The organism is Weissella koreensis KCTC 3621, assembly GCF_000277645.1.
In genome coordinates this window covers 419,379-435,396 of record NZ_AKGG01000005.1, presented here as the reverse complement: position 1 = coordinate 435,396, position 16,018 = coordinate 419,379, and the positions used below count along the sequence as shown (strand labels likewise).

Below are 16,018 nucleotides of genomic sequence, written 5' to 3'. Positions count from 1 at the left end.
CCTACCCTAAAATTAATTGTATTCCATCAACACGATAACCAAAAACTGAATGCATTTTTTGATCAACCTCGAATATTAACTTGCTTTGATCCCAGCCGTTTAAATTACGTAAGTCCCTCAATATTATTTGGCCTTCCATTTGTGTTTTAATTTTAATTTGTTTTTGATCTATTTCAAGTGATATCGCTGGTAAAACGATATCATGATTACGCACCATAATTTGATATTGTTCAGGCATCGCTAATGTTGCTGCCCTTAATTGTGATAAATTCATAACTATCCTTCATATTATCTATTTTTTGTCTAATCTCGTCAATCTTTTAATATCTTATTTTGATCATTTGATTACAACATATCAATTAAGTAAAACATATATATTAATAATAATTATACCTAAATGTTTATAAAATATGAATTATGAACTGCGATAAACACACATTAAAAAAAGAAGTAGGCTATTAGACCTACTTCTTTAACTTTAAATATTAATTTTTTATTAAGAGATTTATTGAAATTTTTTCTTAATTTTATCTAACTTTGTTTCTTCGCCATTCATCGCATTTTGGAATTTCTTCAAAGCATCTTGTTGGTCGCGGGTTAACTTAGTCGGAACATCAATATAAACTACAACATATTGATCACCATAACCAGATCCTTGTAGGCGAGGGGCTCCTTTTCCACGTAAACGGAAACGTTTTCCATTCGCTGTACCAGCTGGTATTTTCAACTTAGCTTCCCCATGAACCGTCTTCACCAGAATTTCACCACCAAGGGTTGCTGTTGCAAAATCAAGTGGTTGTTCTAAGTAAACATCTGCTCCATCTCGTTCAAAGCCATCCTTAGATGCAGCCACATGGAATACAACGAAAAGATCTCCAAAAGGCCCACCATTTGATCCAGCTTCACCGTAACCACTCATGCGCATTTGTTGGCCGTCATCAATTCCAGCTGGAACTGTTACTTTAACCTTCTTATGTTCACTTTGACCATTTGATCCAGTGCGGTTATATTCGATTTCAGTATCTAAACCAGCAATAGCTTCTTCAAATGTTAAATTAAGACGGTATTGTAAATCAGACCCTTGTCGAGGCCGATTAGGATCAAAGGCCCCGCCGAACATTTGACTAAATATATCACCAAAATCAGAATAACCACCTTGGCCACCAAATCCACCACCGAAACCACCTTGACCACCAAATCCTTGTTGGTCACCAGTCGTCCCAAATTGGTCATATGATGCACGCTTCTTTTCATCACCTAAAGTTTCATAAGCATCTTGAACTTTTTTATAGGTATCTTCGGCACCTGGTTCTTTATTAATATCTGGATGATATTTTTTCGACAATTTTCGATAAGCCTTTTTTATATCATCTTGCGATGCATTCTTATCAAGTCCTAACGTTTCATATAAATCTGTGTTGTTCATGAGGAAAACCCGCCTCCATTTTTTTATTTTTTATGTATAAGAAAAGGGCACAAACCCCATTCTTAATGGTAAACGTCCTCACGAGAGTAATTTCAATTACTTTTTATCGTCAGAAACGTCTTCGAAATCACCATCAACAGTATTATCATCGGCCTTATCTTCAGACCCTTCAGCACCTTGTTCAGGAGCTGCTTGTTGATACAACTTAACTGCTAACTCTTGAGAAACTTTTTCCAAAGCTTCCTTCTTTTCAGCCATTTGATCTAGATCATCAGCTTCCTTAGCAGACTTCAATTCTGTAAGAGCATCTTCAACAGGCTTCTTGTCATCAGCTGATAACTTGTCTCCTGTATCTTCCAATGTCTTCTCAGCTGAGAAAATCAATTGGTCAACATCATTGCGCAAATCAACTTCTTCCTTACGCTTCTTGTCGGCTTCTTCATTAGCCTTAGCATCGTTCATCATCTTTTCAATTTCTTCGTCAGACAATGATCCAGAATTTTGGATAGTAATCTTTTGTTCCTTTTGAGTTCCAAGATCCTTGGCTGAAACAGTTACAATTCCGTTTCGGTCAATATCAAACTTAACTTCAATTTGTGGTACACCACGTGGAGCAGCTGGAATATCAGTCAATTGGAAACGTCCTAATGTCTTGTTGTCAGCGGCCATAGCTCGCTCACCTTGCAAAACATGAATATCAACGGCTGGTTGGTTATCAGCAGCAGTTGAGAAGACTTGTGACTTTGAAGTAGGAATAGTTGTATTACGATCGATCAACTTAGTGAATACACCACCCATTGTTTCAATTCCAAGTGTTAATGGTGTGACATCAAGCAAAACGACATCCTTAACATCACCAGTAATAACACCACCTTGTACAGCAGCTCCCAAAGCAACCGCTTCATCTGGATTGATTGAGTGATTTGGTTCCTTACCAGTCAAATCCTTAACGAATTCTTGCACAGCAGGAATTCGAGTAGATCCTCCATTCAAGATAACTTGATCAATATCAGCATTTGATAGTCCGGCATCCTTCAAAGCAGTTTCAACTGAAGCCTTAGTACGTTCAACTAGATCATGTGTCAATTGATTGAACTTAGCTCGAGTCAAAGTTGTTTGAATATGAAGAGGACCATTATCTGATGAAGCAATAAATGGCAAATCAATTTGTGCTTCTGTAGCTTGTGACAAAGTCTTCTTAGCAGTTTCAGCAGCTTCCTTCAAACGTTGCATAGCCAAAGCATCTTGCTTCAAATCAATACCATTTTCGTTCTTGAAGTCTTCAGCTAACCAATCAATAACCTTTTCGTCAAAGTCATCACCACCAAGGTGTGTATCTCCTGATGTTGACAAAACTTCAAAGACTCCATCTCCTAATTCAAGGATAGAAACGTCAAATGTTCCACCACCAAGGTCATAAACTAAGACTTTTTCATCCTTAGTCAAATCATCAAGGCCATATGCCAAAGCTGCAGCCGTTGGTTCGTTGATAATACGTTCAACTTCCAACCCAGCAATCTTACCAGCATTCTTAGTAGCTTGACGTTGTGCGTCGTTAAAGTATGCAGGAACAGTGATAACAGCCTTATCAACTGTTTCTCCCAAATAATCTTCAGCATACTTCTTGATGTATTGCAAAATCATTGCTGAAATTTCTTCTGGAGTATAATCTTTTCCGGCTACCGTAACTTTATAACCATCTTCACCCATATGTGACTTAATTGATACAATTGTATCTGGGTTTGTCATTGCTTGACGCTTAGCTGTATCACCAACTTGGCTCTCACCATTCTTAAATGAAACAACTGATGAAGTTGTCCGTCCACCGTTTGGGTTAGTGATAACTTTTGGAGTTCCACCTTCCATAACAGCAACAGCAGAATTTGTAGTTCCTAAATCAATACCAATAATCTTTGACATATTAATTTACCTCGACTTATATTTTTTAATTTTTATTTAAATTAGTTATAAACAACAACCATTGCTGGTCGTACAACCCGATCAGCTAGTAAGTATCCCTTTTGCAAAACTTGAGCAATCGTATCAGCTGGATGTTGGTCATCCGCTGGTTGAGTTTGAACTGATTGATGCATTTCAGGATCAAATGGTTCACCAACCACACCGACAGCCTTGATGTCATTATCTTCCAAGGCGCTGTTCAAACTCTTGTAGACTATTTCTACACCACTCTTAATTTTTTGAGCGGACTCATCATTGGCTTCAACGTCAATGGCCCGTTCTAAATTATCTAAAGCTGGCAAAATTGATTTAGCTAGCTTTTGATTGGCGTACTTTAATGAAGTTGCCTGTTCTTTTGCGAAACGAGTTTGCATATTTTGCATTTCTGCATTGGTACGCAAATATTTATCTTCTAATGCATCGTACTTTGCTTGCAATTCTTGCAATGGATCCACTTCCACTGAATCTTCATCATTAGAAACATCAGCATCGGTTGCAACTGTTTCACTATCAGTTTGATGGTCTGTTTCATCAACTGGTTCTAATAACTCTTCGTCAACTGACTCTGTTTGCTCCGCCTTATTATCGGCCATACCAACACCTCTTTTCTAATAATATTCTTGTAATTCTTCTACTACGGCTTGTCGAACTTCATTTAGAATCGTAACAATCTTAGGATATGGCATATTAGTTGGCCCTAATATCGCTAACTCTCCAAATCCATGCATCGGTATTTGGTAACGCGTTGAGACTAAACTATAAGGTTTTAAAATCTCATCTGAATTTTCTTCGCCAATTTGTACAAAGACTCCTTCATTCGCAGAACCAATAATTTTATGCATTTCTTCAGGATCATCTAACAATTGATATAAGGCCTTAATATCTCCTAAATCACTATCAGTAGTAAAGTCCATTATATTCAAACTTCCCCCAATGAAAACCTTATCCTGAATTGCCTGTGAGAGCATATCTCCAAACAATTGCAAGAAAGCTTGAGGTGACCGAATAGTTCGCTCCAAATCTAATGGAAAATCACCACTCAGACTTTGCAAAGCTTCACGAATTGGACGTCCAACTAATTGATGATTAATATATGTGACAATTATCTTTAGTTCTTCAATTGATGTTCCCTTAGGAAGACGGAAACTTTGACTGGCAGTTTGACCATTACTAGTCACTAACACTGCCATAATTTGCTGTCCATCAATTGGAATTAGTTGAAAACCCGAGAGCTTTACGTCATTAGTCGCTGGTTTTAACGCAATGGCTGTATATCCTGTGATATTTGCCATAAATTTAGTGACCTGAATTAACAAATCATCAACTTGTTGAAATCTTCGACTAAAAGTGCGATAAATTTGTTGTCGCTCCTCTTTTGAAGGACGGTGAGTTCTCATTAAATAATCAACATAGAAACGATAACCCTGTTGAGAAGGAATACGACCAGAAGAAGCGTGCTCCTTCTGAATCAATCCTTGATCCTCTAAATGTGCCATCTCATTTCGAATTGTCGCCGAACTAACCGGTAGATCTACATCAACCAACAAAGCTTTTGAGCCAACAGCTTTTCCAAATCGGATGTAATCAGCAATAATCGCATTTAAAATGATTCTTTGCCGTTCTGTTAACATCTCAATTTTTCCTTTCTTGGTTATTAGCACTCTTACTTTCTTATTGCTAACAACTATAATAATACACTCAAAAAAATAAATGTCAACTATTTTGGCACTTGATTTTATGGAGTGCCAAAATACTTAGAATAGTTCAATACATATTATGCTAATTTTAACGTTCTTACTTGATAAATAAGGGCTTTTATCCATTAAAATACCAAATTAAAGTTATCATCAATATCGGCTTTCGTACCAAAAGTATAAAATAATTCACTATTATTAAAATTTAAAATAAAAATAAAAAAGAATTATCTAATGTAAGAATAAAAAATCATGAGATTTTTAAACCCATTCATCATATTACTTACAAGATAATTCTTTTTACTTATCAAAGTTAATCTTAATTATAAAAAACTTTCAATTAATTTTAGTCCAAGAAATCACGTAATTGCTTTGAACGCGTTGGATGGCGAAGTTTCCGAAGTGCCTTGGCTTCGATTTGACGAATTCGTTCTCGCGTCACACCAAAGACTTTACCAACTTCTTCTAATGTTCGAGTCCGGCCATCTTCTAATCCAAAGCGCAAACGTAAGACGTTCTCTTCACGATCAGTTAGAGTATCTAGTACTGATTCTAGCTGTTCCTTCAACATTTGATATGCGGCGGAATCAGCTGGTGAAACAGCTTCATTGTCTTCAATGAAATCACCTAGATGTGAATCATCTTCTTCACCAATTGGCGTTTCTAAGGAAACTGGTTCTTGCGCAATTTTAAGAATATCACGAACTTTTTCTGTCGCAATATCCATCTCAGCCCCAATTTCCTCAGGAGTTGGTTCTCGTCCCAAATCAGAAAGCAATGATCGTTGGATTCGGATTAATTTATTAATCGTTTCCACCATATGCACTGGAATTCTAATTGTACGAGCTTGGTCGGCAATTGCGCGAGTGATCGCTTGACGAATCCACCATGTGGCATAAGTTGAAAATTTGAACCCCTTACGGTAATCGAACTTCTCAACTGCCTTCATCAAGCCCATATTTCCTTCTTGAATCAAATCCAAGAATTGCATTCCACGACCAACATAACGTTTTGCAATTGAAACCACCAAACGCAAATTAGCCTCAGCCAATTCTTGCTTAGCAGATGCATCACCCTCTTCAATACGTTCGGCCAATGCAACTTCTTCTGGACCTGTCAATAAGCTAACACGGCCAATCTCTTTTAAATACATACGTACAGGATCATTAATTTTAATCCCAGATGGTGCTTCAGCTGCTTGCTTTAATTCTTTTTCACTTAAAGCCGTCTTTTTATTATTCAAAGCACGCATAGCTGGTTCACCTTGTTCATCAACAATGGCAATCCCAGCTGCTTCGACCTTATCATATAGTTCATCAATTTGGTTAGCATTTAAATTCCAACGTTTAACCAATGTTTCATGCAATTCATCTTCTTTAATTGTCGTTGATTTTTTGTATTCTTTTACAAGATCCTTAATTGCTTTGTCAAAACCTTTTTGATCAAAATCTACATCAGTTTGCTCTACTTTTTTAGGCATACTATCGCTCCTTAATTGTTTAAAAATTACTGTTGATTAGATTGTGCTGCTTGCTTTTCTCGTAATAAAGATAAAACTTCAAAGCTTAATTGAGTCGCTAAAACTTCATTATTAACTTGCTTAGCCTCCAACAACTCACGTTGTTTTTGTTTAATTTTTTCTTCAAGCGGCGCTCGATTTAATAACACACCAATATACTCATCCACTTGATCTAATTCCTGCATCATAGCATCATCAATTTGATCTAATTGTGAAAGCACTCTAACTAAATCCGGTTCCTTTACAAAATCCATAAAATCAGCCCAATTATCAATTTCTTGAATCTGATTCTTTTGTTTATAGCCATCAGCTAGCATAAACAAAGTTTCATAAACCACATCAACAAAATGAAAATCAAGCCTACTAGTAACCTTTAACCAAGCATCTTGATGTTTTAACATCCAAGTTAATAAAATTTGTTCAGCCTGCTCCACCTGAGATAAAACCGGTTTTTCAACCAGGTTTGGCGTTTCTAATATTGGAACGTAATTATCTTTTACCCGAGTATTTTCTGTCTGCCTGGAGGCTTGTTGCTGCATCATTAAGTTGCGCAATTGCTCTTCTAAGCCAGAACTGCTTACATTAAACTCTGTTGCTAACTGTTGCATATAGGTTTGACGCACTAATGGTTCTTTCACTTGTGCAAGTGCTGGTAAAACTTGCTCAATATAATTGAAAATATCACTTTGATTGCTTAAGTCATAGTCCTTACGAAGATAGTTCAAATTAAACTCAACCGGATCTTTTAAATTACGAGTCAAAACTTCTCGCAAAGCGTCGATTCCTTGACTACGTAAATATTCATCAGGATCTTGTCCATCAGGAATATTAATAATTTTAATTTTTAATGAACTATTTTTATTAATTAGGTCAATTGCTCGATAAGTAGCTGCTTGTCCAGCTGTATCCGCATCATAAGCAATATTAATTTCTTCGGCGCTTTGACCTAATCGGCGAACCTGAGTTTTAGTAAGACTTGTCCCCATTGAAGCAACTCCATTATGAATTCCTGCCTGAAAAGCGGCAATAACATCCATAAAGCCTTCAAAAAGAATGACAACCTTACTTTTTTTAATTGTTGTCTTAGCTAGATCAAAATTAAATAACTCTTCTGATTTATCAAACAAAGCACTTTCGGGACTATTCATGTACTTAGCGATCGTCGTATCGTTTGACATTCGACGACCGGAAAAAGCAATTGGTGCGCCTTCACGATTTCTAATCGTAAACAATATGCGATCAACAAACCGATCATGCAGCGTTCCATCATCCCAAACAATAAATAGTTCTGATTCACGCATCAACTGATAATCTACTTTTTTTTCATTAAAATAATTATATAAAGCATCACCTTCCGGCGCGTATCCAAGCATGTAAGCATCAATCGTCGTATCATCAAGCCCCCGTTGATGCAGATACTGTAAGGCATCATCCCCAATTTCGGCATTAACCAATAAATAATGATAAAATTTAGTCGCTTCATCATACAATGCTAGAAGATCGCGTTGATGTTGTGAAATTTGGCGTTTCTCATCTGAACTCACTGTGTAAGTTGAGTCAAGTTCTATCCCTGTCATACTTGCCACTTTAGCAACAGCTTGCGGGAAAGATAATTCTTCTTTTTCCATTAAAAAAGTAAAAGCATTTCCACCACGTCCACACGAAAAACAATGAAAAATCTGTTTTTCTTCATTAACTGAAAACGATGGTGTTCGTTCTTCATGCCATGGACAACGGCCGAAGAGGTTCCGTCCTTGTTTTTTTAAAGCCACATAAGGGCTAACCACATCAACAATATTCACACTTTGCCGAATATTTTCGACTAATTCATCTGGAATTGAGATTGCGATGATGACCCCTCCTCATTTTTTTACACCAAATAAGCAACCTTAAGTATGACATTTATCATCATACTTTGTCAATGATTTTAAGAGCTTAAATCCGTTGTCAAACCTTAATTTATCATCACTCCTATTTATAGTTATAAGTAACAATAATGATTGATGAATTCTACCCTAAATTCAAGAAATTTAATAGGTACTTTCTGTTTATTAATACTACACTATATGTCAATATTACAAACAAAAATATACATAGCACAAGAATGGATTAATCATTTAATTAATGCGTTTTTCCCCTTCATAAACATGGCCTTTAGAATAAATCAATTTATCCTTATGCTCAATTGTTTTTAATTGTTTTTTTGACAGTTCGACCTTATGCCATTTTCCGGTTTTATCTTTTACCCTTATAAACTCTTTATCATTTCGACTATGATGAGTAAGCAAGTTCCAAAATATCAAATTTCTGAAAAAGCTGGATTGATTATGGCGATAATGTATAGATTGTCTGCGATTATTATTATGTTGACTAATTTTTGAACGATCATTAGTTCTACTATTACCACTCCGGACTGATTTTCTTGAGCTAATATGATTTGTCGTATGAGTAGTAACATGAGGTGTTATATGCGGAGTTGTGTGCATTGATACCAATAAAATTGGTAAAATCACAATCCCTAAAATGCTTTTATTCATTATTTAATCTCCATTATTTAAATTTTATAATTATGTATATGATACGGCTTTATTATAGCCAATCTTTATGAATAAACAATATTTTAATTTTACTAATTTCAGCAAAAATAACCGAACCACAATATCATCATAATCAATAGTTTCCTGTATCATTTGCCATTGCAGAAAATGTGTATCACTGTATAATAAGCTTCTAATTGTTGGCATTAAATTTTTATCGCTATACTACAATATTCAACATCAGCAATCTTCGATACAAAAGGTGTCTCTTATGGATAGTATTATTGTCGTTACATCTGAAAATATCGCAAATTATGAGGTAATCGTAACATTAGGGGGAGGTGTTCGATCTAACAACACGTTCACGAAATTTATTTTCTAGTTTCGGCCAAGATATGAAAATAATTATTGATGACGAGATCAAAGGTTATACTAAGCTCCAAGATATTGCCCGTGAAGAAGCAATTCAAAGAATGCGTGACCATGCCCAATCACTTGGTGCTAATGCACAATCATTATGTTCCGATTTGATTCTTCATCTGCAACAATTGGCGACTCAGTCATTGCTTATGGTACTGCCGTTAAAATTAAACCAACCAACGAATAAAATATCAACTTATCATAATATGTAATATTATGAAATAACGCTTAACCAAAAAATCGTTAAGTTGTAATATGTTGCTTAAAATAATTTATTTAAGTGGTAACAATTTTACTGTATAATCAGGCATTATCAATTAAAATTAAGCTTTAATTAACATATTTAGGCTATTCTTTGGCATAATAACATTTATAAATCTAGTGGAGGTCACATATGACCAATCAAAAACTTCCCTCACGAAACGAAAAACATAATAAAAAATCAATTAAAAAGCAATCTAAAAACAAACATCTTTTACTTAAATGGTTTGGATTCCTCTTAATAATAATCATCACGGTTGGTTGCCTATTTAAATTACAAATTTTCGCCATTCACGGAGAAGCTAAGACCTATCAGCTCTCCAATGGCCAGAGTGTCCAATTACAAAAAACAAACTTCAAAACATATTTAACTGCAACCAATACTAATAAAAAAATCACTGGACTTCAAACTTTAAATAATAAACAATATTATTTTGATCCTAAAACTAATGAAATGGTTTATGGGTTAAAGAAATTTGATAACAACTACTATTACTTCACTAAAGATGGTTCTGATGATGCCATTCAAGCATACGAGCATGTATCTAATAATTTAAAATCCGATAATCCCATTATCGAAAAAGCTATCTCTTCTGGTTCAAAATTAATTGGTAAAAGCCCCTACGTCTATGGTGGTGGTCGAACTGAATCTGATATTAAGAAAAACCGGTTTGATTGTTCTTCGTTTGTTTCTTGGTTTTACCGTCAGGCAGGTCAACCACTAGTAGTTCAAGCCTATACTAGGACCTCACTATTAGCTACAACAGGGACTTCATATACTTGGTACACAAAAGAGCGTGGCGACCTTTTAATCACCCCTGATGGATATCCTGAAGAACGTCAACACGTAGCTATTTATCTCGGTGATAATTTTATTTTGCATGATGCTGCTTCTCAAAATGGAGTAACTATTACTCGTTTAGATCAATTAGTTAATCCAAAAACTTCAAAAACATTGACTTGGGAAAAACTATTTAAACCAGGTTACGTCCAACGCGAAGTTTAGTTTCTTAAATATAAACTAAAAAACTCTTATCCTAAGTTAGCGCTAGGATAAGAGCTTTTATTTTAATATGATCATTTTTATTCAAAACGACTTAATTCGCCTTCATTTGTAAGGGCATCTTTACCATGCTGCTTAGAATAATAAACAAATCCATCTGCACGATCATAAATTTGCCGAGCATTAACATCCGAATCAACATGAACCATCGTCATCCCCATCGAGATAGACAAATGTATATCAGAATTATCTTTCTTAATATCTATTTGATGAATACGTGAACCAATTTTTCTCACTAGAGTCTCTGTCCGTTCATTCTCATGTTTCCGAATCAACATTCCAAATTCTTCACCACCTAAACGATACAATTTACCACCTAAATAACTACGATTTAATTCATCTTGTACCGTCTTAGTAACTTCTTTTAGAACTTCATCACCCATTAAATGTCCATATGTATCATTGAACGATTTAAAATTATCAATATCGAACATGACAAAAGCCAAACTAAAATTATTTTCAATACTTTCCATAAATAATGTTGTAAAATCTTCGTTAAATGCCTCACGATTAAAGGTTCCCGTTAAAAAGTCCCTGTTTATTTCATCCATCATTTTATGATAATTATTCCATCGCTTTAAAACAATTTGATTAATAATCAAAACTACACTTATGAAAACTATAAATTTCAAAACTAAGGCTATATACATCATAACAGTTAAATCTTTTGATAAAATCAACATTAACCACCAAGCATTAGCAAAACATAAAACTGATATTATTTTCAAATACCAACTACTAACAATCTTTTTAGCATTTCGTTGAATTATAAACATTACAATAATTGCTAATATTAATCCAAAAATACCAAGGATCAAATGTGCTATGGGCAATTTATAAGCCCCATCGCATATAAAGAAGACTGCGAGTACAATGGCCAATCCACTATCTACATAAACTTGAACCTTAGTATTAAACATTAGCAAAAAATAAAACATTAGTATCAATTGTAAATTCGATTCATATAACCCAAAATTATCAACTCTTGTTAATCTCCAATACATTTGGAGCGAAAGGACCGCCATTAATGGAATAAAGCCTGCAATCACAGCTGTCTTTCGTTGCAATTTTCGATTTTGAATAAAGTTTTCATCTAACATTCCAACAGCAATATAACAAATTAGAATTAACCCAAAGACAATAAAAAGTCCTTCAAAACTAGAAGCATAAAAAACATGAATAAACACATCCAAAAATTGATCAATTGTGTTTAGTATACTATTCAACATACATTTATCTATTCTCCTTTTTTATATTTATTTATTTAATTATAAAAATTACACAACAGTTCATTATAAATTAATTAACAGTATATATTTTTCTGTTTTTGCATAAATTAATGCATTTTTTGCCACTAGCTTACTTTTCGTAATAACTAAAGTCAAAAAATGACGACAGGCGAATTTCACCCATCATCATAAATATATCAATAAATGATTTTAATTAATAACAAAGCCAGCAAGACTTGGAAAATAATCGTCATAAATCCATATCCTAAATACTTTAACCCCGAATTAGCAATCGTTTTCCATTTTAGATTGAGACCAATTCCTGCTAAATTAATTACTCCAAAGAATCCAGTAATCGTTTTTGCTCCTGTTACTACAGAATTAGGAACATTAATTAAAGAACTAATAATTAATAAAGCGATGAAAGTATAAATAAACCAAGGCACTAGCTTATATATCTTTAGATGATTGGTATCTTTTTTCATAGTATTAGACTGATTCTTTAAATTATCTCTTTTCACAATCGTTGACATGGTTAAAACAACCACTGCCAACATAATAACTCGTAACATTTTATACAATGTCGCATAATCAATTACCTGCGGATTAACTAACGATGCCGTTCCAATTACCTGTCCCACCGATTGAACTGTCCCACCAATCAAGGCACCTATTAATAGGTTGTTGCCATGAAAAATAGCTGGTCCAATAACCGGCAACACAAACAATAGAACAACACCTGAAAGTGATACAGTGGCTACCGCTGTTCTACGCTGCGTATCAGTAGCCCCGATCTCTGGTGCCACTGCTGCAATAGCACTAGACCCACAGACTGCATTACCAGCTCCCATCAACATTCCCGACTGTTGGTCTACTTTGAAAATCCATTTTCCAATCCACATAACAAACAAGATCGTAGCAGGCATTAATATAATTATATACAAAATTCCTTGCCAACCTAAAGATTGTATAGTTTGTAAAGTGACTTCAATCCCCAAAAGAGCAATTCCAATTTCAATCGGATATTTCTCGGACCATTTAATTCCTGCTGCTAATTCTGGCTTATTAAACAAAGTATTTCCTAAAATAATTCCTAAAATTAATGCAATTGCTTCTGCCCCTAAACTTGGCAAAAATGTACTTAAAAATTCTGAGACTATTGATACAAAAATAGTTACTAAAATTCCCCACCACATATTCTGTTTAATTCTCATTTACTCCTTCTCCTCACAATAATGCTGTTTAACATTACTTACTTTAAGCTTCTTAGTGCTATTAGTAAAATAGATTGTTATAATGATTATCATTAATATTTATAATAACGATTGGAAATAAATCATGTTTGATCTTTTTAAAACATTCATAACTGTTTATGAAACAAAAAGCTTTACCCATGCCGCCCAAAATCTATTTATCTCACAACCTACAGTAACTGTTCGCATTCAAAAATTAGAAAAAGAATTAAAGGCTACTCTATTTTTAAGAGATCAAAATCATCAAATTATTCCAACAGAAGCAGCAACTTTATTCTATCCTCAAGCCATTGCCCAATTAAAAGATTGGCAGCAATTTAAAGCTAATATGCATCAACGTTCGGCGAATAAAATGCCTTTTAAAATTGCAGTTTCACACAGTGCGGCCACTAGCATTATGCCAATTATATTCAAAGTACTAGAACCATATCTAGATAATCTTGATCTAACCATCGAGATGCAAAATTCAGAAGAGGTTTTTAAATTAGTCTGTAATCATAATATTCAATTTGGTATTATTGAAAAGCCTATTCGAGGAGATCAAACACAAAGTTTCGCTCTGTTCCAAGATGAGCTTGTTTTGGCTGGCCCTCAAAACACCGGTAATTTCTTTATTCGTGAAGAAGGTTCTGGAGTCAGCCACTATACAAAACAATATCTAAAATCTTCTTCTTTACAAATTGATCATTTAATTAGTATGAATAGCAATGATATGATCGTCGCACATATTAAAGCAGGATTAGGTGCTTCACTTATTTCTAAGCGATTCGTGGACCAAGATACTATTTTTCAAGAATTGAATGCTCAGTATCAACGTGTCTTTTACGGTCTAGCTTATCTAGATGAGCGTGACCCTCTCGTATTAAAAATTATCGATGATATTAGGAAAACCAAAAATATATAATTACCAATATAAGTGTTTGAGATAAAAATTATATTTATACAATAAACATGATGTCGCCTGTATCTTTTAGACTCAATTCCCTAAATTAAATTCCGACTATAACTTAATCAAAATGAAAAAGAGGTATTATCAATAAATACCTCTTTAACATAAGATGATTCAATTTTTACCATTAATTATAAATAAAAGCTATTTAGTGAAATATTATCTTCCCACAGTTGCGCCTGTAGTTCCACCAACACTATTATCGCCACTATTAGTGTCAACATCATCTTGATTTGAAGATGTTCCATCATTACTACCAGTTAGAGTATTATTGGCTGTAGACGAAGGAGCGGTAGATGATGCTACTGGTTGTTGAACAGTAGCAGGTGTTGTTGTCCTAGAAGTATATGCTGGCGTTACAGTAGATGAAGACACAGATTCTACTTCCGATTCACTTTCTGCTTCACTGGAGTTTTCCTCTGAAGATGATGATTCCGAATTATCATCTTCACCATCACCAACTACAATTTTAATTTTCTTAGTTTCATTACCATTCTTAGCTTCAACATAATAAGTACCATTATTTTTTAGAACTAAGATGTAACGACGTTCTTCGGTAGATGTTGTCCAATCAATCGGCTTAATCACATCATCATCACCAGTCACCTTAGCCGACGTATTAGCTGATAAAGTGACTTTTAGTTTAGCTTTACCATCCTTCAAGGATAGTTCGGTATTATTAACCTTAACAAAATCTTTATTTGGTGTCTCCACCGTTGAATCTTGATTTGATGATCGATCACTTGTAATCTTGAAATATCCACCACCAGCACCAATAACAATAATTGCAACTAACAATCCAATTGTAAATTTCTTACCTATACTCAATGTTACATACCTCACTATAATATGCTAATATGCAGAAAATAACTTTTTCTTATGTATTTTAGATTCTTCAAAGCGAACCAGCTTATTCCCGTTCATCAATGCTTTAGCATTTTTTTCAAATAGAACAGGCATTTGATCGCCCGATTTTTTACCTAATTTTTCAAACGCGGCAGCCATTTGATACTGTCGTCCTGAAATATGATGTGCGTCTGATGCAAAGACATGAGCCAAACCAGCATCAATTATATCTTCACTAAATTTCATGACTGCTTTCCCAAAAGTACCCATATAAGAATTAGCAGTAACCTGAGCATAAGCACCCGAAGAAACAATTTGATACAACAGTTCTGGCTTTTTCATAAATTTCGTATTACGCTCGGGATGAACGACCACCGGAATTTTACCCATTTGTTGTAACTTAAATAACAAATCCATCGTATAACTTGGAACATCATCTGAAGGAAACTCTATCAAAATATATCGTCCTTCTGGATCGGTTGACAAAATATCATTGTGTTCAATAGCTCTCAGTAAGTTTCCATTGATTCTAACCTCTTGAGAAGGAAAAACATTCAATGGAATATTAGCCTCTTGCAAAGCTACTTGGAATTGCGCCGTTAAATCAACGACATCCTTTGCATGATTTATGTATCGCCCATTCATATGATGTGGGGTCATCAGAGCATCTGTAATACCGTCCTCAACTGCGGCCCTAGCCAAATCCAAAGAATCAGCCAAACTCTTCGAACCATCATCGATATTTGGTAATAAATGACTATGTACATCTATCATGATTTTCTCCTTTAAACTTATTACTATATATATCACATTCAGACAGAAAAAAGTAGTATGAAATGAAAAATACATTTCTGTTACATAA

The 16,018-nt window shown here is 34.5% G+C and carries 14 protein-coding genes and 1 pseudogene; 3 read left to right on the top strand and 12 right to left on the bottom strand.

The features are described 5' to 3' along the window. Nucleotide 1 precedes the first annotated feature (1 nt). The 8 genes from JC2156_RS02845 to JC2156_RS08540 all read right to left on the bottom strand — a co-directional run bounded on the left by JC2156_RS02845 (nt 2) and on the right by JC2156_RS08540 (nt 9,135). Nucleotides 2-274, bottom strand: a complete 273-nt coding sequence (locus JC2156_RS02845) for a hypothetical protein (RefSeq protein ID WP_006845325.1) — start codon at nt 272-274, stop codon at nt 2-4. Between the two features lie 231 nt (nt 275-505). After that, nucleotides 506-1,426, bottom strand: a complete 921-nt coding sequence (locus JC2156_RS02840) for a DnaJ C-terminal domain-containing protein (protein WP_006845324.1) — start codon at nt 1,424-1,426, stop codon at nt 506-508. Nucleotides 1,427-1,522: 96 nt separating this feature from the next. After that, the gene (gene dnaK / locus JC2156_RS02835) at nt 1,523-3,346 is read right to left on the bottom strand and encodes a molecular chaperone DnaK (RefSeq protein WP_006845323.1); all 1,824 of its coding nucleotides are present in this window, start codon (nt 3,344-3,346) and stop codon (nt 1,523-1,525) included. 41 nt (nt 3,347-3,387) lie between these two features. Further along, complete coding sequence (gene grpE / locus JC2156_RS02830) at nt 3,388-3,978, bottom strand: nucleotide exchange factor GrpE (protein ID WP_006845322.1); 591 nt, start codon at nt 3,976-3,978, stop codon at nt 3,388-3,390. Nucleotides 3,979-3,993: 15 nt separating this feature from the next. After that, nucleotides 3,994-5,016 carry a heat-inducible transcriptional repressor HrcA gene (hrcA, locus tag JC2156_RS02825; protein WP_006845321.1) on the bottom strand — a complete coding sequence of 341 codons (1,023 nt, stop codon included), beginning with the start codon at nt 5,014-5,016 and terminating at the stop codon, nt 3,994-3,996. Nucleotides 5,017-5,425: 409 nt separating this feature from the next. Beyond that, a complete protein-coding gene (gene rpoD, locus JC2156_RS02820; protein ID WP_006845320.1) occupies nt 5,426-6,559 on the bottom strand; it encodes an RNA polymerase sigma factor RpoD in 1,134 nt (377 codons plus the stop codon). A gap of 26 nt (nt 6,560-6,585) precedes the next feature. Then, nucleotides 6,586-8,436, bottom strand: coding sequence for a DNA primase (gene dnaG, locus JC2156_RS02815; protein WP_081482755.1), 1,851 nt, complete (start codon nt 8,434-8,436; stop codon nt 6,586-6,588). A gap of 279 nt (nt 8,437-8,715) precedes the next feature. Then, the gene (locus JC2156_RS08540) at nt 8,716-9,135 is read right to left on the bottom strand and encodes a hypothetical protein (RefSeq protein WP_050986670.1); all 420 of its coding nucleotides are present in this window, start codon (nt 9,133-9,135) and stop codon (nt 8,716-8,718) included. A 271-nt stretch (nt 9,136-9,406) separates the two neighbouring features. Here JC2156_RS08540 and JC2156_RS02810 point away from each other — a divergent pair. Continuing rightward, nucleotides 9,407-9,742, top strand: a pseudogene (locus JC2156_RS02810) (heavy metal-binding domain-containing protein). 207 nt (nt 9,743-9,949) lie between these two features. Further along, nucleotides 9,950-10,822, top strand: coding sequence for a C40 family peptidase (locus JC2156_RS02805; protein WP_006845316.1), 873 nt, complete (start codon nt 9,950-9,952; stop codon nt 10,820-10,822). A 77-nt stretch (nt 10,823-10,899) separates the two neighbouring features. Here JC2156_RS02805 and JC2156_RS02800 read toward each other — a convergent pair whose 3' ends face one another. Together JC2156_RS02800 and JC2156_RS02795 are read right to left on the bottom strand one after the other, a co-directional pair. Then, a complete protein-coding gene (locus JC2156_RS02800; RefSeq protein ID WP_006845315.1) occupies nt 10,900-12,108 on the bottom strand; it encodes a GGDEF domain-containing protein in 1,209 nt (402 codons plus the stop codon). Between the two features lie 197 nt (nt 12,109-12,305). Beyond that, nucleotides 12,306-13,322 (bottom strand): YeiH family protein, encoded by a 1,017-nt coding sequence (locus tag JC2156_RS02795; RefSeq protein ID WP_006845314.1) that lies wholly within the window; start codon nt 13,320-13,322, stop codon nt 12,306-12,308. Between the two features lie 124 nt (nt 13,323-13,446). Between JC2156_RS02795 and JC2156_RS02790 the strand changes: the two genes are divergently transcribed. Then, entirely contained in the window at nt 13,447-14,265 is an 819-nt protein-coding gene (locus JC2156_RS02790) for a LysR family transcriptional regulator (RefSeq protein WP_006845313.1), read from the top strand. Nucleotides 14,266-14,469: 204 nt separating this feature from the next. On the opposite strand, the gene JC2156_RS02785 is transcribed toward JC2156_RS02790, so the two are convergent. Next, a complete protein-coding gene (locus JC2156_RS02785) occupies nt 14,470-15,138 on the bottom strand; it encodes a hypothetical protein (RefSeq protein WP_006845312.1) in 669 nt (222 codons plus the stop codon). A gap of 24 nt (nt 15,139-15,162) precedes the next feature. Next, nucleotides 15,163-15,930 carry a tyrosine-protein phosphatase gene (locus JC2156_RS02780; RefSeq protein WP_006845311.1) on the bottom strand — a complete coding sequence of 256 codons (768 nt, stop codon included), beginning with the start codon at nt 15,928-15,930 and terminating at the stop codon, nt 15,163-15,165. Nucleotides 15,931-16,018: the final 88 nt, after the last annotated feature.

Bases quoted from the DNA above. Each gene is read 5' to 3' on its own strand.
- JC2156_RS02845 (WP_006845325.1), bottom strand. From the start codon at position 274: ATGAATTTATCACAATTAAGGGCAGCAACATTAGCGATGCCTGAACAA.
- JC2156_RS02840 (WP_006845324.1), bottom strand. From the start codon at position 1,426: ATGAACAACACAGATTTATATGAAACGTTAGGACTTGATAAGAATGCA.
- dnaK (WP_006845323.1), bottom strand. From the start codon at position 3,346: ATGTCAAAGATTATTGGTATTGATTTAGGAACTACAAATTCTGCTGTT.
- grpE (WP_006845322.1), bottom strand. From the start codon at position 3,978: ATGGCCGATAATAAGGCGGAGCAAACAGAGTCAGTTGACGAAGAGTTA.
- hrcA (WP_006845321.1), bottom strand. From the start codon at position 5,016: ATGTTAACAGAACGGCAAAGAATCATTTTAAATGCGATTATTGCTGAT.
- rpoD (WP_006845320.1), bottom strand. From the start codon at position 6,559: ATGCCTAAAAAAGTAGAGCAAACTGATGTAGATTTTGATCAAAAAGGT.
- JC2156_RS08540 (WP_050986670.1), bottom strand. From the start codon at position 9,135: ATGAATAAAAGCATTTTAGGGATTGTGATTTTACCAATTTTATTGGTA.
- JC2156_RS02805 (WP_006845316.1), top strand. From the start codon at position 9,950: ATGACCAATCAAAAACTTCCCTCACGAAACGAAAAACATAATAAAAAA.
- JC2156_RS02800 (WP_006845315.1), bottom strand. From the start codon at position 12,108: ATGTTGAATAGTATACTAAACACAATTGATCAATTTTTGGATGTGTTT.
- JC2156_RS02795 (WP_006845314.1), bottom strand. From the start codon at position 13,322: ATGAGAATTAAACAGAATATGTGGTGGGGAATTTTAGTAACTATTTTT.
- JC2156_RS02790 (WP_006845313.1), top strand. From the start codon at position 13,447: ATGTTTGATCTTTTTAAAACATTCATAACTGTTTATGAAACAAAAAGC.
- JC2156_RS02780 (WP_006845311.1), bottom strand. From the start codon at position 15,930: ATGATAGATGTACATAGTCATTTATTACCAAATATCGATGATGGTTCG.